Origin of the sequence: Saccharomonospora azurea NA-128, assembly GCF_000231055.2 — a bacterium.
In the GTDB taxonomy this organism is placed as follows: Bacteria; Actinomycetota; Actinomycetes; order Mycobacteriales; family Pseudonocardiaceae; genus Saccharomonospora; species Saccharomonospora azurea.
The window spans coordinates 1452962-1473545 of the sequence record NZ_CM001466.1 but is presented as its reverse complement, the minus strand read 5'-3'; the positions used below and the strand labels follow the sequence as shown (position 1 = coordinate 1473545).

The window sequence follows — 20584 nt, the reverse complement described above, 5'->3', positions numbered from 1 at the left end:
GGGAGAAGGAAGGCGGGGTGGGCGCGCCCGGGGGTGCCCACCCCGCCTTCTCGTCCACCCGAGAGCAGAGCCGCTCAGATCTCGGGGTCGAGCAGGTCCTCCAGCTCGTACACCGCCGTGGTGAGGTGGTCGGCGAACGCGGACATCTCGTCGGCGACGCTCGCGGGCGTGCTCAGGTAGATGTTGACGCGGTCGGGCAGCAGCACGTACGCCACACCGATGCAGTGACTGCTCGTGGAGCCGAATCCGAAGTACCGGATGTTCTCGGAGGGCGCCGAGCTGGTGCTGAGGTAGTCGTCCCGCATCACGGTCCAGCCCGGAGTGGAGTACAGCGGCAGGTCCGGGTCCACCCCGAGCTCAGGGTGGCGGGCCGCGATCAACTGCAGTTCCCACAGGTGCTGTTCCGGAGCCATCCCGGCCTGGCACTCCTTGGCCCTGGCGACGTGCTTCTCGGCCGCCGCCCGCACGGCCGCGACGCGGTCGTCGACGTCGGAGTCCGGGTTCTCCATCACGTCGACGAACCGCAGGATCTCGGGGGTGACCACGCGCATGGCCTCGGTCCGTCCCGCCTGGTACTGGCGGGTGGCGATGGATTCGTAGGTGGCCCCGACGAAGCCCTTGGACCGCTTGTGCGCGAGCTGGTAGGCCAGCTGCATGAACGCGTCGGGGGAGATGCCCAGCTGCTTGATGCGGGTCGATCCGAGGTCGTCGAACGACACCAGTGTCGAGGCCGTGGCGGCGGCGTAGTCGGCGAAGGCGCTCGCCGCCGCCCGCACGTCCTGACGCAACGCGTCGTCGAGCGTGAACTCGATCGGTGCGACGGGAGCGGCGCCGGTGCTCTCGCGCGCTGCGCTCTCCGTGGGCTCCGTGGTCAGGACGGTGTCGACGAACGACAACACGGTGGTGCCGTCGAGCCCGCAGTGCTCGATGTTGATACCCGCGGTGCCGTCGGCGAACACGACGAACGACACCGACTTGTCGAACCAGCGGGTGCCGCTGTCGCCGTGCAGCAGGTGGTCGCACGCGTCCTTCGTGTCGGACGGCGTGTGGTCGTCGAGCGCGACGCAGAACAGCGCGGTCTCCACGGCGTCGAGTGCCTCGGCGTTGCCGGGCAGCCGTGACAGGGCGGCCCTGCTCTCGGCCCACTCGGCGCGGGCCTTCGTGGTGAGGTGGCCGACGGGGAACTCGGCGCGGGTGCCGCTCGCGGCCAGCACCTCGGCGAGCCCGCGCTCCAGGTCGCTGATCGACCGCGGCTGTCCGCCGTCGTCGACGACGTCCATGCGGTAGAGGTGCCCGCGGCTGAGCACCACGATGTGGCGGGCCGGTGACGGGCCGGGCTCGGCGTCGCTGTAGGGCGCGCGCACGGTGTCCTGCTGCGCTCCCGGGATGCGGGTGGTGGAGAACAGGTACTTCACCTGGTCCATGGACAGCGGCCTGCCCCGCTGCGTCACCGGGGGGATCGTCTCGGCGTCGAGTCGCAGCTTGTAGTCCACAGTGGATGCGATGATCCGGGCGGCGCGGGCGGTCTGACCGTGCTCGGACTCCTGGAACAGGAAGAGGAAGTTGGCGTTGAGCGCGATGCGGTCGCGCCTGCCGAGGTAGCGGGAGGGCCAGAAGCGGTCGAGCCAGCTCCGCACTCCCTCGGTGGAGTCGAACTCCCGCAGCGCGGTGTGCAGGGTGTGCGCGGGGCCGCCCGCCCGCAGGAACTCGGCCACCGCCTTCTCGGTGACGGCTCGCTGCTCGTCGGTCAACAGCGGAGCACACCACTCCAGGAAGCGGGTGCACGAGTCCTGCAGGGTCGGCAGGGGAACGCGGGGCAGGCTGTTCTCGTGGGCGAACGTCGACGTCGGTTCGGTGGAAGTCACGGTGGTCCTCGGAGTCGGTGTGTTCGGTGGTCGCGGGTGTCGCGGGTGTCGCGGTCAGTCCAGCAGCCGGTCGCCTCGGACCGTCCGTCCCTCGGCGGCGAGGTGGGCCTCGGTGACGCGGCCGAACAGCTGTCGGGTGCGGGCGACGCTGCCCACCACCCCGGGCCTCGCGCTGTAGGCGAAGATCGCGGTGTGCCGCTCGCTGCCGCCCTCGACGGGGGTCACCCGGTGCAGGGCGAAACGGCCACGGAACAGCTGCAGGTCACCGGTGCGCAGGGTCAACCGTCGCACCAGGTCTCGCCGCTCGCCCGTCAACACCGCACGGACGTCGGCGAAGTTCTCCTCGTCCTCCGAGCGGATGCCGGGACAGTATTCGAACGCGCCGCCGGACTCCGGCGCCTGCGTGAGCAGCGAGACGGCGAACTCGTTGGTGTCGAAGTGCCACGGGTGATCCATGCCCGGCCGGACGACGTTCAGCACGAGCGCCGCGAGCGGGTCGGCGAGCTCGTGGATCTCGTCGAGCCCGAAGCACGCGGCGAGGAACCGCTGCACGTGGACGTCGGTGTAGATCCGGTGGATGAGGGCGTCGGTGGGGATGTGGTCCCGCGCGACGAAGGCGTTGCGCCGCCGCAGGGGCAGGCGGGCGGGGTGGTCGTCGGGCAGCTCGGCCTCCGCGCGGTCGCACGGGATGTTGTAGGCGTTGACGAGCTCGACGTCGTAGTGCGCGCGGGGAGCCAGGTCGGTGCCTTCTCCCCGCAGGGTGTCGTGGTAGGTGGGGCGGACGAAGTCGGTCAACACGCTGCAGCCGTCGCGGGCCAGGTCGGCCCGAACGTCCTCCACCGCGGCGAGCCAGGCCGCACTGTCGGGTTGGAACAGTGGGTACCGCTCGGTGTCGACGACCTGCTCGATCAGCGGGGCGACAGATGCGCTCATGGGGTTCCTTCCACACGCCGATGCAGTCGGGCAGTCAACGAACTGTAGAACAATCGGTTACCGACTGTGGCGAAGGCAACGAACCTCAGAGGGTGAGAGCGAACACCCCACCGCCGACGACGACGCCCAGCACCGTGCCCGCCACGACCTGAGCCGTCGTGTGGTCGCGCAGCCGGACCCGCGACCAGCACACGGCGACGGCCAGCAGGAGCAGCGGCAGCAACCACGGCGTGTAGGCGACGGCGAGGATCACGACCGCGCCCGCGGCGACCGCGGCGTGCATCGACACCTTCCACCACACCGTGATCGCGCCACTCACGAGCAACACCGCGATCATGGCGACGTCCAGGGCCACGAGCATGCGCGGTGCGCCCCACCGGATCAGCAGCGCGAGGCAGCCACCGCTCAGCACCAGGAGGGCGACGAACGGGACGAGGCGGCCTTCGCGGTCGCGGACGTGGTGGCCGTCCCAGCGTCCGCGGCGCGCGCCCCACACGATGACGCCCATCGGAAGGATGCTGCTCGTCGCCGCGATCAACAGGCCCCAGGCGATGGTCGGCAGCACGGCGTGGGTGGCCTGCCAGGCCACCGACCCGGACAGCGCGATGACGATCACCCAGGGGGCGAAGACCTCGCTCAGGACCTTGGCCCATCGCGACTGGACCGCGGGTGCGGTGTCCGTAACGCTCACGGATTCCTCTCAGTTCGTGCGGTGGTCGGCACTCTCGTCGTGCGCGTGCCGGTGTCCGGCGCGACCGGCGGAGGCAGTCGTCGCATCGCCCGGGCGACCCGGCACAGCCACGCGGCCTCGCCGTCGAGATCGTCCACGGTGGTCGCCGAGGCGGCGACGGCGCCCTCGGCGGAGTCGTCGGGTGAGTCGTCCGTCCCGCGCCTGGCCGGAGGCACCCCGGCCGACCACCGCGCGAGCGCGGTCGTGATCTCGCCTGCTTCCCGGCGCGCGTCCTCGGGCGTCCGCGTCGTCGGAGCGGGTCGATCGCGGTGCGGGGACAGCACCAGCAGCGCATCGAGGATGTCGACGACACGGACGCTCAGTCGCTCGTGCGGAGTCGAGCCGGGCGGCTGTCCCAGGGGGCGCAGCTCCGTGATCACCGGTGACAGCGTCTGCCAGAGCCCGCCCAGCACTCGATACCGTTGCCGTCGCCGCAGCGCCGACACCCGTCGGGCGACGGGAGGTGCGCAGGTCGGCAGCACCAGTCCCACGGCGACCAGGACGACGGCCGCCGCGGGCAACACCACGGCGAGCAGCTCCGCGCCCGGATAGGACACACCGGTCAGGAAGACCGTCGTGGCGGCCACGACCTTGTGCGCCGCCCACGCGACACCGAAGCCCGCGCCCGTCTGCAGGGTGCGCAGCCCGCGCTGGAGCCAGCGCCGGTCGGTCAGCTCCACGTACCGTCCGATGAGGAGCACGAGCCGGATCAGGCTCCAGGCGATGTAGCCGCTGAACAGCAGCAGGTAGCCGGCGATCTCGGGGAGCCGGGCGAACGCCGACAGGAAGTCCGGCCGGTACGTCGTGCCGGCCGAGAGGAACAACGCGGCCATCGCGGTGAGCGTGGCCAGCAGGATCACCGCTTGCCGCCGCACGCCCTCGCTCGCCCGGTCGCGCTCGGTCGCCACCAGGTGGAGGAGCATGCTCTGCACGCACCAGGCACCGGCCATCGCCGCCGCGTTGGCCAGCAACCGGCTCAGGTTCGGCGCGGGCTCCACGCGGGCCGCGGCGGCGAGGACGGCCGGAGCGGACAGCGCCGCCGACAGACCGACGGCGATCACGGCCACGCACAGGTGCACGGTGGCGGGGGTCAGCTGCCTGCGAGCCAGGACGAGCCGCAGCGATCCACCCAGCACGGCCGAGCCCCCGGCGATCAGGTTCACCACCGTTCCTGTCACCGGCCGCCTCACAACCGGTCGAACGTCGTGGTGAACCGGGCGACCATGGTCTCGCCGGTCGGACTCGACGGGATGCGGTGACGGCGCGGCGGCGGCACCGCGTGGGCGGCCACGCGGGCGTGCACGAGATGCGCGAAGCGTTCCGCCTCGTCCTCCTCGTCCACGGTGGTGGCGCTCCCGAACAGATGCACGAACGCGCCGGGTCGCAGGTGCGGTGCCCAGCTCCGGGCTTCGTCCTCGGAGAGCACGCACCGGCCCGCGTGCTCGAACAACATGTGCCCGACCTCGTGCAGGATGATGTGGTCCTGGTGGAACCCGGCGGTGTTGTCGGGATACGCGATGAGGTCGTAGTCGCGGTGGCGCTGCCACGCCCCCGTGGGGGCCCCGGGCGACCACGGCAGGGCGCACAGATCGATGTCCCGCCCGCGCACGCGTTCCAGCCGGTCGAGCCAGTCGTTGACACTCCAGGGCCGCGGGATGCCGGTCCGGGCGAGCACGTCGTCCACCAGCTGCTCGCAGCGGCGCCGAGCGTCGGAGTGTGCCACCGTGTCGCCCCTCCCGAGTAGCCGACCGATCAACCTGGCGACGTGCGGGGTGGTCCGCACGCACCGGGGCTCGACGCCCGCGGGGAGCGTCCGGCGATCATTCTCACGCATCGGCTCTCTCGGCCGCGGCCGGTGGTGTGGGCTTGCGCCGGGGACGCCGGCTGCGGGGACGGGCGTCGTACGCGCGCAGATTCTCCACCATGTCCGACACGAGCTCGCGGGCGTCGGTGGACAGGCCCAGGATGCGCAGTGCCAGCCTGCGGACCTCGACGTCCTCTCCCCAGTCCAGCCCGGACTCACCGCCGCCGTCGCGCGGCGGGCCGTCACGGCGGTCGAGGAGCTCCTGGATCTCGTTCATGACGGCGACGGTGACGTCGTCGTCGACGAAGTAGTCCTCGGGGACGCCGAAGAAGCGCACGATCTTCATGGCCACGCTGTGGCGGGGTTCCGCGCGCTTGCCCGTGCGGAGCTGCCACACGTACTGCCGTGACACATCGAGGACCTGCGCGAGCTCCTCGTCGTCGTAGGGCCCCCGGTCGGCGGGGTGCATCGTGTCGATGAGGAACGCCAGCTTCTCGGCGAAGGTCGTGGGGGTCGTGCTCATCGAGGCTCCGGGTGTCAGCGGCGGGAGGCCGGGCTGGACGCACTGTACTGGGTCGCGACCTCGGCAACAATCGTTGACGGAGTGTAGTAACAACTGTTAACAGTAGTGATCTCGCGGGAGGTCGTGTCGAAGGGGGAACGTGACCACGCCACACAGGACTCGGTCACGTGGCGCGACCTTCCGCAACCTCGACGGCCCCGGCGGGCCGGAGGAGACACTGTGGATGGGCTGGCAGAAGTACCGATGCCGGGCAGAGGCGGTCGGTGCGTGGTCACTCCTGCCAGCCTGCCGATTCGACGAAGGTCGGAGGCGTTTCCGCCGAACCGGATGTCTCCGACGGTAGAGCGCGCGGGCATTCGCCGGGAAGTAGTTGTGCCACTGCGGCACATGTTGTGCCATTTAGGCAAAACCACTTTTCCGCGCGGCGAAGTCACTAACCTGGGCCCACCGATTGTGCATGGAGTATCGGGGGTGCGCAGTGCCGGACCGGTGGACACCTGCTCTGTGGGATGCCGCGAGCCGCGGTGACTACGCCACCGTGCTGCGTTGCGCCCGCGAACAACTGGGCTGGTCACAGGGGCGACTCGGCCAGAAGTTCGGGTGTTCGGCATCGACGATCTCCCGTTTCGAGAACGGCCGCCGCGGACTGCGGGACGTCACCGTGCTGCGGCGGTTCGCCACGGTTCTTGGTCTCCCCGCCGAAGCGTTCGGACTCACCGCGGCTGCGCAGGATCGGCCAGGCGGCACCCGGACCGCGACGCGGATCTCCCGGGTGTGCACCAGTTCGGGCCAGGAAGGGGACGGTCAGGTGCGGCGACGTGCATTCCTTCTCGCAGCCGGCTTGGCGGGCACCGCGATGGCGGCGCCGGGTGCGGTGGCCGCGCCGAGAACCGATTCTCCGATCGATCCCGCCGCGTTCCTGGCGAGCCGGTTGGAAGCCGTGCTCCTCGGGCCCACCGCGGTGGAGCGCGAACCGGCGTCGCCCGCCGTGTTGCGGTCGGCGTTGCACGCCGCGCGTGAGGACTTCCACGGCTGCCGTTACGTCGAACTCGGTGTGCGACTGCCCGAGTTGCTGACCGCCGCCGAGTCGGCGCACGGGCAGCACGCGAGCGCGGAGACGGCCCGGTTGGCGGCGCACGCGTACAACCTCGCCACCCGTGCGTTGCTGAAACTCGACGCCAGCGGACTGGAGTGGGTCTCGGCGGATCGGGGTCTGCGCATGGCGTCCGGCTGCGACGACGCTCTCGTACTCGCGGAAGCGACGCGCCTGCTGGGTTCGGTGTGCCGCAGGGCGGGCCACCACGAGCGCGCCCAGGACCTCACGCTCAGCGCCGCCGAGCAGTTGGACCTGACGGGCCGGGAACCGGATCCGCGCCACCTCGCGCTGCACGGCGTGCTGCTGTGCTCGGCCGGATACGCGGCCGCGCGCGGTGGCGACCACGACCGGGCGACCGAACTGCTGGACGAAGCCGAGGCCACGACCGCACGCCTGTCGACGCACCCGGCGCAGCAGACGGCGCTGGCCGCCAACGTGTTGAGTCACCGCGTGTCCGCCCACTACGTGCTTGGCGACGCGGGGACCGCGCTGCACCACTCGCAGGGGGCCACCCTCGCGCAGTTCCCCGACACCGAACGCCGGGCGCGCTTCCTCGTCGACGTCGCGTTGTGCCTCGCGCAGTGGGACAAGCCGGACCGTGCTTTCCAGACCTTGCTGGCGGCGGAGCGTGCCGCGCCGGGCGAAGTGCGCACGCGGGCCACGGTTCGCCGCCTGGTGTCCGAACTGCTGCACCACCCGCGACAGGCGTCGCTACCGGGCCTGCGGCAGCTCGCGGCCCGGACACATGCGTTGACCTGACGCCTTTTCGGCGTGCCCCTGGTTCACCGGAGGGGCAGCCGGTAGTACTGCGTGCTCATCGAGGTTCCCGACGGGGTCGTGCTGTGCCGCGGTGGCCCGTCCGGCGCGAATCCGGCGGCGGTGAGCGTACGGCGCGACGACGTGTTCGTGGGATCGGTGCGCGCGGTGAGTGTGGACAGTCCGAGTGCCCTGGCGAGTGCGGCCGACGCGGCGAGGGCGCGGTGGGCGACGCCGCGACCGCGCGCGTGTGGGGCGAGCCAGAAACCGACCTCCGCCTGATCCTCGGCGATGTCGAAGAGCACGAGGCTGCCGAGGAAGGTGTCGTGGGTGTCCTCGACGATGCTCAGCACGGCCAGGGTTCCGTCGTCCAGTCCTCGCCGGACGTCCGAGCGGGCGAGCTCGCGCACGGTGTCGGGCGTGTACTCGGGCAGCGGCAGGTGGGCGTAGCGCCGCACGGCGGCATCGCGGGTGCCCTCGGCGTAGGCCTCGGCGTCGATGTCGGCGAGGGGCCGCAGGGTGACGCCGTCGTGGCGGACGGGAAGGACGTCGTGGAAGTTCACACCAGCTCCTAAGTGAACGTCGTTCGGTTAGCTACGATACTGGCATGTCCTACTGGAGACAGCCGCGAGGGCCGATGCGCAGGCGGACGCTCACGCCCGCGAAACTCGCCGACGCCGCCGTCGACGTGCTCGACGGGGAAGGGGAGCAGGCGCTGTCGATGCGCCGCGTCGCCGACGTGCTCGACGTCGTGCCGTCCAGCCTGTACGGCCACGTGCGGGGTCGCGACGATCTGTGCGATCTCGCGCTCGACCGGGCGTTGGGGCGCGAGTTGGGCGGTCTGCTCTCCGCAGCCGAGAAGGGCGCCGCCGAGGTCGCGGTCGCCTGGTTCGACCACCTCACGAGGCATCCCTGGGCGGCGTCGTTCGTTCTGGAACGCACACCGCTCGGGCCCGCCTACCTGACCCTCGCCGACGTGCTGTGCCGGCTCGTGAGCGCGGCCGGGGTCTCGCCTGCGGACGTGCTCGGACGGGCCTACGCGATCACCGCCATGGTCGCGGGCCACGCCGTCGCCCACCACAACGCGCGCCACCGGGACGCTGCCGGATACGACGACGTCGAGCTGTCCGACGTCCCGCACCTGGCCGGCGCGGTCGCCGACTCCGCCGGAGACTGGTCCGCCGTCGTCCGGCAGGGAGTGCAGGCGTTGCTGGGCACGCCCGCACGGTGACGCCGTCTGGGCGGGTCAGCCGTGCGGGGTCCAGTGAGCTTCAGTGCGCCTGCTAGAAGGCGGCGAACGTCGAGTTTCCCGTACCGCTTATGCCGGTGAACGCTGACACGTCTCCGGGTCGTCGTCGAAGCGCTTGCCCTCACCCATCCGCCTCAGGCCCATCAGAGCCCCATAGTTGTCCATGGTGAGAACGCCGTGCCAGTCACGTTGTGCTCGCTCGCGTCGCGCATCCCACTGTTCTTGAACGCCGGGGAGAAGAGCGAAGTACCCCGCGACGTCGCCCTTGGCGAGGCGCTCGTGCAACATCGTGGGGATCGCCGAAAACACCTCAATCCGCTTCCGGTGCAACCTGAACACGTGGTCGGTACCCGAGAACTCGATGTCTCCGATGCACAACGTCGTGTCGCATCGCACGCTAGTCGCGTAGTTCGACGACTCGGCGCCATCGCCGAGTCTTTTTCTTTGCCGCTTGGTAAGGAAGTTCCGGGCGGACACGAGGTCTCCTGCGAAGGCGAGCAGGCTGGCGAGTGCAGTGTTGACGAGGGCTCGCGAGAACCAGTCGCTATCCTCCAGCGGAATGTGGAAGCCAGGTCTGGGTTTCGCCTGCCCGTCCACATGTTCCGTGATCCCACCCATGTAGTGCTTCTCATCGACCGGCCCTCGACGGTCCAAGTCCAGGGGGAAGGGTGTGGTACTCGTCCCTCCGGGGCTCAGGGCACGAACTTCGATGCCGCTCTTGCCAGCGAGTGCGCTGGCGGTGAACAGGCCAGGGATAGTGGTGGGTGCTTCCCTGGGGCCAGTGGCTACCGAGTGGACTACTTCCGAGCCCTTCACCAGCTGGTTCAGCTCAGTGCTCAGGCCGGTGTGCGAACCTTTCACGTTAACAGCCAACATTTGAAGCGGCTCATTCTTTCGCACGCCGATGAGGAAATGGCTGGGATGCAGTCTCGTTCGATGTCGCTCACGCGTGGTTCTGCCGCGAAGTGTCCACCCGGCCTCCAAAGCCGCTTCCGCATTCACGAAGGTGAATTGGTGGCCGGGATGTAGATCACTCGCAACTTTGAGGGCTGCCTGCAGGCCGAAGGCCACGCCGAGATCGTCAGCCTGCACCGACTTGCGGTGGAATTTCGGGTTTCTTCCGTCGTCGGACAGTTCCATGTGGCCGTAATAATTCTTCTGTAGCGCGGTGAGGAATCTCAGGCTGCTCCAATGCTGGGACAGCGCGCGCGACGATCCATGGCCCGCGAGGACCGAGGATCGGCTCAGGATCCTGATGGCATCCCACGGAGTGAGGTGGATGCCGCCTTGGCGGATTTCTCTGGAGATGGTCTTCAAATGCGCCGGACGCCATTGGGGGTCTCGGCCTTCTTTTTTGTTCTTCTCGTCGATCTTTTGGGCTTTGACTTGGACTTTGCGTGCCAGCTTTGGGGTTGAGTCGATCGAGACGAACGCTCTCTCTTGGAGATTTTCGAACACTGTGTCGACCGTCAAGCCAGACCTTCCTCTCCACTGTGACAATTCGATGGTGGAGCGGGAGGAGTGAGGCGTCATCGTCCGTGCGGGTCGATGACATGAGGTGTCCGTTGACGCTGTGTGTCGACTCCAGGCGTAGTTGTTGCGGTGCCTGGTCGAGGTGGGTGAGTCGGCTGATCTTGACGGAGGACCTTCGCCAGTTCCCGTTGACAGTGCCCGCACGCAGCGGCTAGCCGACCCGCTATCCGTTCGGGACCGGTCGCCGTTCGTCCCGGAACAGTGGTCCGGCGTAGTGGCGGAGGGCCTGCGCCACGTGGTCGGCGGATTCGACGAGGTCGCCGACCTGCACCACGGGGAAACCGGCGGCGTGGCCGCGGCGGATCGCGCGATCCTGCGGCAGTCCGGGGATCGGGTCTCGGGGCCAGACCACGACGTAGGGGTCCTTGTCCTGTTCGTCCGGCTTGTGTTCGAGCGTGATCGCCTCGAATGCCTGCCACGGCACCGTGCCCGGCAGGTCGACCCGCTCCCGCCGGTTGCGCACTCGGATGCCGTAGTCGTCGACGCGGAACCTCAGCGGCACCACCGTGGTCACCAACCCGAGCAGGCCGATGAGCAGGATGAACGGGCAGACGATCAACACCACGCTCGTGCGGCGTCCGCCCTCGCCCAGCAACCAGCCGACGAACAACACGGATCCGACGGCGCCGACCACGATCATGGCCAGCGAGACCCAGGTCAGGAGTCTCGACTTGTGGAAGTCCACGTTCCTCCCCAGAAGCCGGGCGTGCCGATTCCGGCACGTCCCCGGCATTCTAGGAAGCCACCGCCGTTCGTGGGGCGTCCTGAGCGAGATCGGCTCAGCAGGCGTCGAGCATCTCCTCCAGCGCGGTCACCTCGGCGTCGGACACCGTGAGGTCGTAGGTGTGCTTGACGTTGATCCACGAACGCGCGTACATGCACCAGTAGCCGGTGTTCTCGGGTTTCCAGTCCTCCGGCGCCTTGTCGCCCTTGGACGTGTTGCTGGATCCGGAGACCGCGATGAGCTGCTGCGAGCCGAGGTCGTTGGCGAACGCCTCACGCCTGCTCTCGCTCCAGTCGCGGGCGCCGGTGCGCCACGCCTCGGCGAGCGGGACGACGTGGTCGATGTGCACGTCGGAGTCGTCGCCGACCCAGACCCCGTCGTAGACGCTGTACCAGCTGCCGGACGTCGGCTCGCACGCGTTGTCGACGACGACGTCCGAGCCGTCGCGCACGAGCACGGTCTCGCGGGTGTTGCAGTTGCCGTCCTGCGGCGACCAGTGCGGGAACTTCTCCCGGTCGTAGCCGTCCATGGAGCCGTCCGGCGCCACGGTGAGCTGAGCCAGGTTCGCGCGGGCGGTGGACTCGTCGGGTGGCGTGGGCGGGTAGGCGGCGGCGGGCGGGGCGGTGAGCAGTGCGCTGGCGAGGACGGTCGCGCCGGCGACCGCCGCGGCGAGACGACGCACGGGCGTACTCCTTTCGGCCGGGTCCCGGGCGCCTCGATCATGGGTGGCCGGTGTCGGTTGCGGAACCGACGGGAGTAGGGAATCGACGCTGCGGCGTCAGGGTTGTCGGTCCGCGAGGGGACCGAGCGCGGAACAGGCCGCGTCGAGGGCGGCGGGTCGCAGCGTCTCCACCGGTGTGTCGCCGAGCAGCACCAGGCAGTCACCGAGTCCGCCCAGCGCGACGAGCGCGCGAGCCCGGTCGGCGACGCTGGCGTCGCGACCGGCGAGCAGCTCCACCAGACGGAAGCGCCAGCCGAGGATGCGGTCCACGATGCCCAGCTCGCTCAGCGCCCCGAGGTCGCGCAGCAGCAGCGCCGTCACGGTGCGGTGCCGATAAGAGATGTCGAAGTACCGCCCCAGAAGCTCGCGTGGCGTCGAAGGCGCGGTCTGCTCGTCGTCGGCGAGCAGCGATTCGACGTCGTCGACGAGGGGCTGGACCAGACTGACGACGAGGTCGTCACGCGAGGCGAAGTGGTAGTAGAGCGCGGGCTTGGTCAGGCCGAGGTGCTCGGCGATCTGCCGCAGGCTGGTCTGCCGGATGCCGTGGCGCGTGAACAACTCCAGCGCTGCGGCTCGGATGCGTTCGCGAGTCTCGCTGGTTCTCGGTCGGGGCACGACGACACCCTAGCGCTTTGACCGACCGGTAGGTAAACTCGCTTACCTTCCGGTAAGTAAACGAAGGGGCATCGTGCGCATCCTCGTCTCGGGTGCCGGGATCGCGGGGTCGGTCCTGGCGTACTGGTTACATCGGCACGGGCTCTGTCCCGTGGTCGTGGAGCGCACCACCGCTCCCCGCGTCGTTCTGGGCGGCCATGCCGTGGACCTGTTCGCTCCCGCTCTGGAGGTCGTCGCTCGTATGGGCTTGGAGGCGCCGGTGCGCCAGGCGCGGACCGAGCTCGACGCGCTGGCGCTCGTGCGGCCCGGCAAGTCGACGGTGGAGATCGCGTTCGACGACCTGACGCCGGAGTTCGCCGACGACAGACACGTGGAGATCCTGCGAGGGGAGCTCGTGACGCTGCTGCACGACGCTGTTCGTGACGACGTCGAGCACCGCTTCGGCGACGCGATCCGCTCGATGCGGGAGAGCTCCGGTGGCGTGGAGGTCGGGTTCGACAGCGGGACCACCGAGCGGTTCGATCTCGTGCTCGGTGCGGACGGACTGCACTCGGCTGTCCGGCGGCTCACCTTCGGCGACGCCGACGGCATCATGCGTCATCTCGGCGGATACCTCGCGGTGTTCTCCGTGCCGCGACACCTCGCCCTCGCCGATCGAACGACCGTCTACAACGGAATCGACCGCGTGGCGGCGGTGTACCCGGTGCGGCAGACGGGACAGGCGCGGGCGGTGCTGGTCTTCCGCCGATCCGGGCCGGGGCCGCAGGATCATCACGACGTGCTGACGCAGCAGCGGTTCGTGCGCGAGTCCTACGCGGGCGAGGGATGGGTGATTCCCGACCTCCTCGACGCGATGGAGCACGCCGACGACTTCTACTTCGACTCCGTCAGTCAGGTCCGCCTCGACACGTGGTCACGCGGGCGCGTCGGTCTCGTCGGCGATGCGGGTTTCGCGCCAGGGCCGGCAGTCGGAGGAGGCACGACGCTCGCCGTCGTCTCGGCGTATGTGCTGGCGCGAGCCCTGGCCGAGGCGAAGGGCGATCACACGGTCGCGTTCGCTGCCTACCAGTCGCAGATTCGCGACTACGTCCGTGCGTGCAGGGGGGCCGCGCCGAGAGCCCTGCGCAACGGCATTCCGTCGTCGCGGTTGCATCGCGCGGCCAACACGGCGGCTCTGCGACTGCTGCCCCGGCTGCCCGGCTGGGCACATCGCCGACTGCTCTCCCGTGGGGTGAGCCACGCGTTGTCGGCGTTCCGGCTCCCCGACTGACGGCCTCAGTCGGACGCGCGCACGCGCAGCCCGTCGAACGCGACGGTGGCGACGATGTCGGCCAGTGCCTCCGCGCTCACGCCGCCGCGTGGGCGGTACCACTCGACCAGCGAGTTCACCATGCCGAACAGCAGGCGGGCCGAGGTGGCCGGATCCACGTCGGGGCGCAGGTCGCCGTCGGCGGCGGCCTTGCTGACGAGATCGCTGACGATCTGGTCGAACTCGCGGCGGCGGGCGAGGGCGTCCCGTTCGACCTTGCTGTTGCCGCGCACCCGCAGCAGCAGCGTCACGAACGGTAGTTGGTCGACGAGCACCACCACACTGGCCCGGACCAGGTGTTCGAGCTTGTGGATGGCGCGGCCCTCGACGTCGTCGAGCCTGGCCACCTCGGCGAACAGGCCGTCCAGCCCGCGGTTGACCGCGAGCCGGAGAAGCTCGTCCTTGCTCCGCACGTGGTGGTAGATGGCGGACTTCGTGATGCCGAGCTTGCGGGAGAGGTCCTCCATGCTCGTGCCGTCGTAGCCACGCTCGTTGAACAGCTCGACCGCCACCGCGAGTAGTGACTCGAGGTCGTATCCCGGCCTGCCCCGCCGGGCGGGCCTCTTCGGCGGTGTGGTCATGTCGCCATTATCCTCCGCCCGTTCAGGTGGTCGGCCGTTGGTCGACGACGCGCTTGAGCTTGCCCACGGAACGTTCGAGTGTCTCGGGGTCGACGATCTCCACGCCGACGCTGACGCCCACGCCGTCCTTCACCCGCGCGGCGATCTCGGCCGCCGCCACGCCACGGCGGTCCGTGGGCGTGTGGACGTCGGCCTCCACGACCACGGTGAGGTGGTCCATCCGGTCCTTGCGGGTCAGCCGGAGCTGGAAGTGCGGGGCGAGACCCTCGGTCGCGAGCACGATCTCCTCGATCTGGGTGGGGAAGACGTTGACGCCCCTGAGAATGATCATGTCGTCGCTGCGGCCGGTGACCTTGTCCATGCGGCGGAACGCCGGGCGCGCGGTGCCGGGGCGCAACGCGGTGAGGTCGCGGGTGCGGTACCGGATCACGGGCATGGCCTGCTTGGTGAGCGAGGTGAACACGAGTTCCCCGGTGTCGCCGTCGGACAGCACGACGTCGTCGAGCGGGTCGACGATCTCGGGATAGAAGTGGTCCTCCCAGACGTGCAGGCCGTCCTTGGTCTCGACGCACTCCTGCGCGACGCCGGGGCCCATCACCTCGGACAGGCCGTAGATGTCGACGGCGTCGAGGTTCAGCCGGTCCTCGATCTCGCGGCGCATCTGCTCGGTCCACGGTTCGGCGCCGAAGATGCCGACGCGCAGCGAGGTGGTGCGCGGGTCGATGCCCTGTCGTTCGAACTCGTCGAGCAGGGTGAGCATGTACGACGGCGTGACCATGATGATCTCGGGCTTCAGGTCGGTGATCAGCTGCACCTGGCGGGCGGTCATGCCGCCGGAGGCGGGGACGACCGTGCAGCCGAGCTGCTCCGCGCCGTAGTGCGCGCCGAGCCCGCCGGTGAACAGCCCGTAGCCGTAGGCGACGTGGATGGTGTCGCCGGGGCGGCCTCCCGCGGCGCGGATCGAGCGGGCCACCGTGTTCGCCCACACGTCGAGGTCGTCCTCGGTGTAGCCGACGACGGTCGGGGTGCCCGTGGTGCCGCTGGAGGCGTGGATGCGCCGCACGCGGTCGCGCGGCACGGCGAACATGCCGTAGGGGTAGTTCTCCCGCAGGTCCTGTTTGGTGGTGAACGGGAACTTCGCGAGGTCGGCGAGCTCGCGGCAGTCGTCGGGATGGACCCCGGCCTCGTCGAACTTCCTGCGGTAGAAGGGCACGTTGAGATACGCGTGCTGGAGTGTCCACTGAAGACGTTCCAACTGGAGGGCGCGCAGTTCGTCGGTTCCCATCCGCTCGGCGGGGGAGAGCGTCTCCGTCGCCGGTGCGCGGCCCAGCCGCCGGACCCGGGGCACGTCGATGTGCGTGGTGGTCATGCGGGTTTCCTCCGTGTCGTCAGTTCGAGCCGATCGTGCGGCTGCGTCCCCGGAACTCGGCGATCACATCGCGCCCTTCGGCTGTCTCGCGGTGGACGGTGACGTCGTAGATGCCGTTGCGGCCGTAGCGGGTGCGTTCCTCGGCGGTGGCCACCAGTTCGTCACCGAGCCGGGCACTGGCCACGAAGGTGATGTCGGCTCCCGCCGCGACCGTCACCGGCCCGTAGCTGTTGCACGCGCACGCGAACGCGGTGTCGGCGAGGAGGAACACGTAACCGCCGTGGGCGATGTCGTGTCCGTTGACCATCTGCTCGGTGATCCGCATCCGGGCGACCGCATGGCCGTCGCGGGCTCGGTCGACGGCGATGCCGAGTGCGGTCGAGGCGACGTCGGAGTCGAGCATGGCTTGCGTCGCGTCCGTGATCTCGGCTTTCGGTTCTGCCACGAGAGGCCCACCGCCTTGCTAACTGACCGAATGGACGGTAAATAGGTTGCCTCAGTAAAGCCAGCGCGGGAACGAGTGTCAAGGGTCGGAGGACACGGTGGATGCAGAGAAGGCGGCGGCGCTGCCCGGGTCTGTCGGAGTGATCGGCGGCGGTCGGATGGGTGCCGGGATAGCGCAGGTGTTCGCTGCCCGCGGCGCGGAGGTGTGGGTCGTCGAAAGCGACGACACCGCCGTCGCCGCCGCTCGGGAGCGGGTCGCCGCCGGGGTCGCCAAGGCGGCCGACCGCGGGAAGTTGTCCGAGGAGCCGTCCGCGGTGCTCGACCGCGTGGCCGTGGTGGCCGAACTCGGGCGGCTGCCGTCGGAGGTGGGCCTCGTGGTCGAGGCGGTTCCCGAGCGGGCGGAGTCGAAGGTCGACGTGCTCACCCGGGTGGAGGCGGTGGTCTCCGAGCGCACGGTCCTGGCCAGCAACACCAGCTCTCTGTCCATTGCGGAGCTCGGCGCGGCGTTGCGCGATCCGGGTCGGTTCCTCGGGCTGCACTTCTTCAATCCGGTGCCCGCGTCGAGTCTCGTCGAGGTGGTGACGGCCCCGGCGACGCGCGAGTCGGTCGTGGACACGGCGCGCGCGTGGGTGCGCGCTCTGGGCAAGACGGACGTCGTCGTGCACGACTCGCCGGGCTTCGCGACGAGCCGGCTCGGCGTGCTGCTGGGACTGGAGGCCATCCGGATGCTGGAGGAGGGCGTGGCCGACGCCGAGGCGATCGACAACGCGATGGAGCTCGGGTACCGGCACCCGATGGGTCCGTTGCGGTCCACCGACCTGGTCGGGCTCGACGTGCGGCTCGCGATCGCCGAGTACCTGCACTCCACGCTGGGCGAGCGGTTCGCTCCGCCGCAGCTGCTGCGCGACAAGGTCGCGGCGGGGGAGCTCGGGCGCAAGAGCGGTCGGGGCTTCCACGACTGGAGCTGATTCGGGCGTCGCGGCTCCTTCCCTGAGCGAGGGCTTGGCGCTACCATCACTTTCTGAACGTTCGGTAGGTAATTCGAGGAGGCTCGATGAGCAGGCACGCGACGCCACCGATGTCGACGCGGCTGTTGCGCAGCTACGTCGGTGGCGAGTGGCGCACCGCCGCCGACGAGGGAACGCCCCTGCACGACGCGGTGACGGGTGAGGAGGTCGCGCGCGTCTCCTCGACGGGCATCGACATGGGCGGGGCGCTGGAGTACGGCCGGCGGGTGGGTGGCCCGGCGCTGCGCGAACTGACCTTCCACCAGCGCGCCGCTCTGCTGAAGGCGCTGGCCTCCCATCTGCGCGAGCACCGCGACGAGCTGTACGCGCTGTCGGCGAGGACCGGCGCCACCCGGGGCGACTCGATGTTCGACGTCGACGGCGGCATCGGCGTGCTGTTCTCCTACTCCAGCAAGGGCAGGCGCGAACTGCCCAACGACACCGTGTACCTCGACGGCGCGGTAGAGCCGTTGGGCAAGGCCGGCACGTTCGTGGGACGGCACATCGCCACGCCGCTGCGCGGGGTCGCCGTGCAGATCAACGCCTTCAACTTCCCCGTGTGGGGTCCGTTGGAGAAGTTCGCACCCGCGTTCCTCGCCGGAGTGCCGAGTCTCGTCAAGCCCGCGAGCCAGACGGCCTATCTCACCGAGAAGCTCGTCGAGCTGATGCTCGCCTCGGAGCTGTTGCCCGAGGGGTCGCTCCAGCTCGTGTGCGGCAGTGCGGGCGACCTGCTGGACCACGTGACCGAGCAGGATCTGGTGTCGTTCACCGGTTCGGCGGCCACGGCTCGGCGGCTGCGCGCGCACCCGGCCGTCGTGCGCAACGCCGTGCGGTTCAACGCCGAGGCCGACTCGCTCAACTGCTCGATCCTCGGGCCCGACGCCACGCCGGGCACGGCCGAGTTCGACCTCTACGTCAAGCAGCTCGTCACGGAGATGACCGTGAAGGCGGGGCAGAAGTGCACCGCCATCCGCCGCGCCTTCGTCCCGGCCGAACTGCTCGACGACGTGCAGGAAGCGGTGTGCGAGCGCCTGGCGCGCATCAGCGTCGGCGACCCCTCGAACCCCGACGTGCGCATGGGCGCGCTCGCGAGCCTGGAGCAGCGTGAGGAGGTGCGCCGTTCGCTGAAGGCACTGAGCGACGCGGGGCGCATCGTGTTCGGCGATCCCGACCACGTCGAGGTCGTCGGTGCCGACGCGGAGCGTGGGGCGTTCCTGTCTCCGGTGCTGCTGCGGGCCGACGACCCGCAGCGGGCCGAGCCGCACGAGGTCGAGGCGTTCGGCCCCGTGTCGACGCTGCTCCCGTACACCTCCGCCGAGCAGGTGGTGGAGCTCGCGGCACGCGGGCAGGGCAGTCTCGTCGGGTCGGTGGTCACCGGCGACGCGGAGTTCGCGCGCGACGTCGTGCTCGGCGCCGCGCCGTGGCACGGCCGGATGCTGGTGCTCGACGCCGACGACGCCAAGGAGTCCACCGGGCACGGCTCGCCGCTGCCGATGCTGGTGCACGGCGGCCCCGGCCGCGCCGGTGGCGGCGAGGAGCTGGGCGGCATCCGCGCGGTGCTGCACCACATGCAGCGCACGGCCGTGCAGGCCAGCCCCAAGGTGCTCACCGCGGTGGGCAACAGCTGGGTGCCGGGTGCGCCGCGTTCGGAGGGCGTGCACCCGTTCCGCAAGTCGCTGGCCGAACTCCGCATCGGCGACTCGGTGGTGGCCGGTCCCCGGATCGTGACCGACTCCGACGTCGCCCACTTCGCCGAGTTCACCGGCGACACCTTCTACGCCCACACCGACGAGGCGGCGGCCGCGGCCAACCCGCTGTTCGGCGGCATCGTCGCGCACGGCTACCTCGTCGTGTCGTTCGCGGCGGGCCTGTTCGTCTCGCCCGAGCCGGGCCCGGTGCTCGCGAACTACGGCCTGGAGAACCTGCGCTTCCTCACGCCGGTCAAGCCGGGTGACGAACTCACGGTGACCTTGACGTGCAAGCAGATCACACCCCGGGAGAACGCCGACTACGGCGAGGTGCGGTGGGACGCCGACGTCACCAACGCCGCCGGCGACTCCGTGGCCAAGTACGACGTGCTCACGCTGGTCGCGAAGGAGGCGGCGCGGTGAACCTGGAGGAGCATTTCGAGCGCACCCTGCAGCGGGATCAGCGCATCGAGCCGAGGGACTGGGTGCCCGACGCCTATCGGGCCACGCTCGTCCGCATGATCGCGCAGCACGCGCACTCGGAGATCATCGGGATGCAGCCGGAGGGCAACTGGATCACCCGGGCGCCGTCGTTGCGCCGCAAGGCGATCCTGCTCGCGAAGGTGCAGGACGAGGCCGGACACGGGCTCTACCTCTACTCCGCGGCCGAGACGCTGGGCGCCGACCGCACCGAGCTGACGGAGAAGCTCGTGTCGGGCCGCCAGAAGTACTCGTCGATCTTCAACTACCCGACGTTGACCTTCGCCGACGTCGGCGTGATCGGCTGGCTGGTGGACGGCGCGGCGATCTGCAACCAGGTGCCGCTGTGCCGCAGCAGCTACGGTCCCTACGCCCGCGCCATGATCCGCATCTGCAAGGAGGAGTCCTTCCACCAACGGCAGGGCTTCGAGCTGCTGATGACCATGATGAAGGGCACGCAGGCGCAGCGGGACATGGTGCAGGACGCCACCGACCGCTGGTGGTGGCCGTCGCTGATGATGTTCGGCCCGCCCGACGCCGAGTCGTCGCACACCGAACGGTCGATGGCGTGGAAGATCAAGCGCCACACCAACGACGAGCTGCGGCAGAAGTTCGTCGACATGACCGTGCCGCAGGCCGAGGCGCTGGGCGTCACGCTGCCCGACCCGGACCTGCGGTGGAACGCCGAACGCGGCCACTACGACTTCGGCGACATCGACTGGGCGGAGTTCAAGCAGGTCGTCTCGGGCAACGGCCCGTGCAACGCGCAGCGGGTGGCCCAGCGCCGCGCCGCGCACGAGAACGGCGCGTGGGTGCGCGAGGCCGCCGCGGCGCACGCGGCGAAGCGGGCGGAAAGGACGGTGGCGGCATGAGCGGCGAGTGGGATCTGTACGAGGTGTTCGTGCGCGGCAAGCGCGGCCTCAATCACGTGCACGTCGGATCGTTGCGTGCGGCCGACGCCGAGATGGCCCTGCACAACGCCCGCGACCTCTACACGCGGCGCAACGAGGGTGTGAGCATCTGGGTGGTCAGGGCCGCCGACATCACCGCCTCCAGCCCCGACGAGAAGGACCCGTTCTTCGCGCCGTCGGCCGACAAGGTGTACCGGCACCCGACGTTCTACGACATCCCCGACGACGTTCCCCACATGTGAGGGG

Annotated in this window: 21 protein-coding genes; 7 read left to right on the top strand and 14 right to left on the bottom strand. The window is 69.9% G+C overall.

The window, feature by feature from the left end; all coding sequences use genetic code 11:
- Nucleotides 1-74: 74 nt before the first annotated feature.
- The 6 genes from SACAZDRAFT_RS06675 to SACAZDRAFT_RS06650 all read right to left on the bottom strand — a co-directional run bounded on the left by SACAZDRAFT_RS06675 (nucleotide 75) and on the right by SACAZDRAFT_RS06650 (nucleotide 5855).
- Nucleotides 75-1865 carry a choline/carnitine O-acyltransferase gene (locus tag SACAZDRAFT_RS06675; protein ID WP_005439938.1) on the bottom strand — a complete coding sequence of 597 codons (1791 nt, stop codon included), beginning with the start codon at nucleotides 1863-1865 and terminating at the stop codon, nucleotides 75-77.
- Nucleotides 1866-1919: 54 nt separating this feature from the next.
- Nucleotides 1920-2798, bottom strand: coding sequence for a HalD/BesD family halogenase (locus SACAZDRAFT_RS06670; protein WP_005439937.1), 879 nt, complete (start codon nucleotides 2796-2798; stop codon nucleotides 1920-1922).
- A gap of 85 nt (nucleotides 2799-2883) precedes the next feature.
- Nucleotides 2884-3489 carry a phosphatase PAP2 family protein gene (locus tag SACAZDRAFT_RS06665; RefSeq protein ID WP_005439936.1) on the bottom strand — a complete coding sequence of 202 codons (606 nt, stop codon included), beginning with the start codon at nucleotides 3487-3489 and terminating at the stop codon, nucleotides 2884-2886.
- Nucleotides 3486-4706, bottom strand: a complete 1221-nt coding sequence (locus SACAZDRAFT_RS06660; RefSeq protein WP_100208772.1) for an MAB_1171c family putative transporter — start codon at nucleotides 4704-4706, stop codon at nucleotides 3486-3488. Before SACAZDRAFT_RS06660 ends, SACAZDRAFT_RS06665 begins: the two co-directional genes overlap by 4 nt.
- Before the next feature lie 8 nt (nucleotides 4707-4714).
- Nucleotides 4715-5362 carry a hypothetical protein gene (locus tag SACAZDRAFT_RS06655; protein ID WP_005439934.1) on the bottom strand — a complete coding sequence of 216 codons (648 nt, stop codon included), beginning with the start codon at nucleotides 5360-5362 and terminating at the stop codon, nucleotides 4715-4717.
- A complete protein-coding gene (locus tag SACAZDRAFT_RS06650) occupies nucleotides 5355-5855 on the bottom strand; it encodes a helix-turn-helix transcriptional regulator (RefSeq protein WP_005439933.1) in 501 nt (166 codons plus the stop codon). Before SACAZDRAFT_RS06650 ends, SACAZDRAFT_RS06655 begins: the two co-directional genes overlap by 8 nt.
- 457 nt (nucleotides 5856-6312) lie before the next feature.
- On the opposite strand from SACAZDRAFT_RS06650, the gene SACAZDRAFT_RS06645 reads away from it, so the two are divergent.
- Entirely contained in the window at nucleotides 6313-7710 is a 1398-nt protein-coding gene (locus SACAZDRAFT_RS06645; RefSeq protein ID WP_005439932.1) for a helix-turn-helix domain-containing protein, read from the top strand.
- Nucleotides 7711-7733: 23 nt separating this feature from the next.
- On the opposite strand, the gene SACAZDRAFT_RS06640 is transcribed toward SACAZDRAFT_RS06645, so the two are convergent.
- Nucleotides 7734-8270 carry a GNAT family N-acetyltransferase gene (locus SACAZDRAFT_RS06640; protein WP_005439931.1) on the bottom strand — a complete coding sequence of 179 codons (537 nt, stop codon included), beginning with the start codon at nucleotides 8268-8270 and terminating at the stop codon, nucleotides 7734-7736.
- 44 nt (nucleotides 8271-8314) lie between these two features.
- Here SACAZDRAFT_RS06640 and SACAZDRAFT_RS06635 point away from each other — a divergent pair, with 44 nt between their 5' ends.
- Nucleotides 8315-8938 (top strand): TetR/AcrR family transcriptional regulator, encoded by a 624-nt coding sequence (locus tag SACAZDRAFT_RS06635; RefSeq protein ID WP_232286375.1) that lies wholly within the window; start codon nucleotides 8315-8317, stop codon nucleotides 8936-8938.
- An 87-nt stretch (nucleotides 8939-9025) separates the two neighbouring features.
- On the opposite strand, the gene SACAZDRAFT_RS22930 is transcribed toward SACAZDRAFT_RS06635, so the two are convergent.
- The 4 genes from SACAZDRAFT_RS22930 to SACAZDRAFT_RS06615 form a co-directional block, all read right to left on the bottom strand.
- On the bottom strand, nucleotides 9026-10429 hold the full coding sequence (locus SACAZDRAFT_RS22930; RefSeq protein WP_005439929.1) for a hypothetical protein: 1404 nt from the start codon (nucleotides 10427-10429) through the stop codon (nucleotides 9026-9028).
- Between the two features lie 223 nt (nucleotides 10430-10652).
- Nucleotides 10653-11174, bottom strand: a complete 522-nt coding sequence (locus SACAZDRAFT_RS06625; RefSeq protein ID WP_005439928.1) for a hypothetical protein — start codon at nucleotides 11172-11174, stop codon at nucleotides 10653-10655.
- A gap of 94 nt (nucleotides 11175-11268) precedes the next feature.
- A complete protein-coding gene (locus SACAZDRAFT_RS06620) occupies nucleotides 11269-11895 on the bottom strand; it encodes an HNH endonuclease family protein (protein WP_005439926.1) in 627 nt (208 codons plus the stop codon).
- A gap of 96 nt (nucleotides 11896-11991) precedes the next feature.
- Nucleotides 11992-12549, bottom strand: a complete 558-nt coding sequence (locus SACAZDRAFT_RS06615) for a TetR/AcrR family transcriptional regulator (protein WP_005439925.1) — start codon at nucleotides 12547-12549, stop codon at nucleotides 11992-11994.
- 73 nt (nucleotides 12550-12622) lie between these two features.
- Here SACAZDRAFT_RS06615 and SACAZDRAFT_RS06610 point away from each other — a divergent pair, with 73 nt between their 5' ends.
- Nucleotides 12623-13819 carry an FAD-dependent monooxygenase gene (locus SACAZDRAFT_RS06610; RefSeq protein WP_005439922.1) on the top strand — a complete coding sequence of 399 codons (1197 nt, stop codon included), beginning with the start codon at nucleotides 12623-12625 and terminating at the stop codon, nucleotides 13817-13819.
- Between the two features lie 5 nt (nucleotides 13820-13824).
- Here the strand turns inward: SACAZDRAFT_RS06610 and SACAZDRAFT_RS06605 are convergent, their stop codons facing one another.
- Genes SACAZDRAFT_RS06605 through paaI form a run of 3 tightly spaced genes read right to left on the bottom strand, consistent with a single transcriptional unit; the run spans nucleotide 13825 to nucleotide 16211 of the window.
- A complete protein-coding gene (locus tag SACAZDRAFT_RS06605) occupies nucleotides 13825-14439 on the bottom strand; it encodes a TetR/AcrR family transcriptional regulator (protein ID WP_005439920.1) in 615 nt (204 codons plus the stop codon).
- Between the two features lie 22 nt (nucleotides 14440-14461).
- Nucleotides 14462-15808: a phenylacetate--CoA ligase PaaK gene (gene paaK / locus SACAZDRAFT_RS06600; protein WP_005439918.1), complete on the bottom strand. Its 1347-nt coding sequence runs from the start codon at nucleotides 15806-15808 to the stop codon at nucleotides 14462-14464.
- A 19-nt stretch (nucleotides 15809-15827) separates the two neighbouring features.
- Complete coding sequence (paaI, locus tag SACAZDRAFT_RS06595) at nucleotides 15828-16211, bottom strand: hydroxyphenylacetyl-CoA thioesterase PaaI (RefSeq protein ID WP_176662460.1); 384 nt, start codon at nucleotides 16209-16211, stop codon at nucleotides 15828-15830.
- Between the two features lie 199 nt (nucleotides 16212-16410).
- Between paaI and SACAZDRAFT_RS06590 the strand changes: the two genes are divergently transcribed.
- The 4 genes from SACAZDRAFT_RS06590 to paaB all read left to right on the top strand — a co-directional run bounded on the left by SACAZDRAFT_RS06590 (nucleotide 16411) and on the right by paaB (nucleotide 20580).
- Nucleotides 16411-17220 (top strand): 3-hydroxyacyl-CoA dehydrogenase family protein, encoded by an 810-nt coding sequence (locus SACAZDRAFT_RS06590; protein WP_408638066.1) that lies wholly within the window; start codon nucleotides 16411-16413, stop codon nucleotides 17218-17220.
- A gap of 86 nt (nucleotides 17221-17306) precedes the next feature.
- Complete coding sequence (paaZ, locus tag SACAZDRAFT_RS06585; RefSeq protein WP_005439912.1) at nucleotides 17307-19370, top strand: phenylacetic acid degradation bifunctional protein PaaZ; 2064 nt, start codon at nucleotides 17307-17309, stop codon at nucleotides 19368-19370.
- On the top strand, nucleotides 19367-20299 hold the full coding sequence (paaA, locus tag SACAZDRAFT_RS06580) for a 1,2-phenylacetyl-CoA epoxidase subunit PaaA (protein WP_005439910.1): 933 nt from the start codon (nucleotides 19367-19369) through the stop codon (nucleotides 20297-20299). The genes paaZ and paaA overlap by 4 nt, the downstream gene beginning before the upstream one ends.
- Nucleotides 20296-20580 (top strand): 1,2-phenylacetyl-CoA epoxidase subunit PaaB, encoded by a 285-nt coding sequence (gene paaB, locus SACAZDRAFT_RS06575; RefSeq protein ID WP_005439908.1) that lies wholly within the window; start codon nucleotides 20296-20298, stop codon nucleotides 20578-20580. The genes paaA and paaB overlap by 4 nt, the downstream gene beginning before the upstream one ends.
- Nucleotides 20581-20584: the final 4 nt, after the last annotated feature.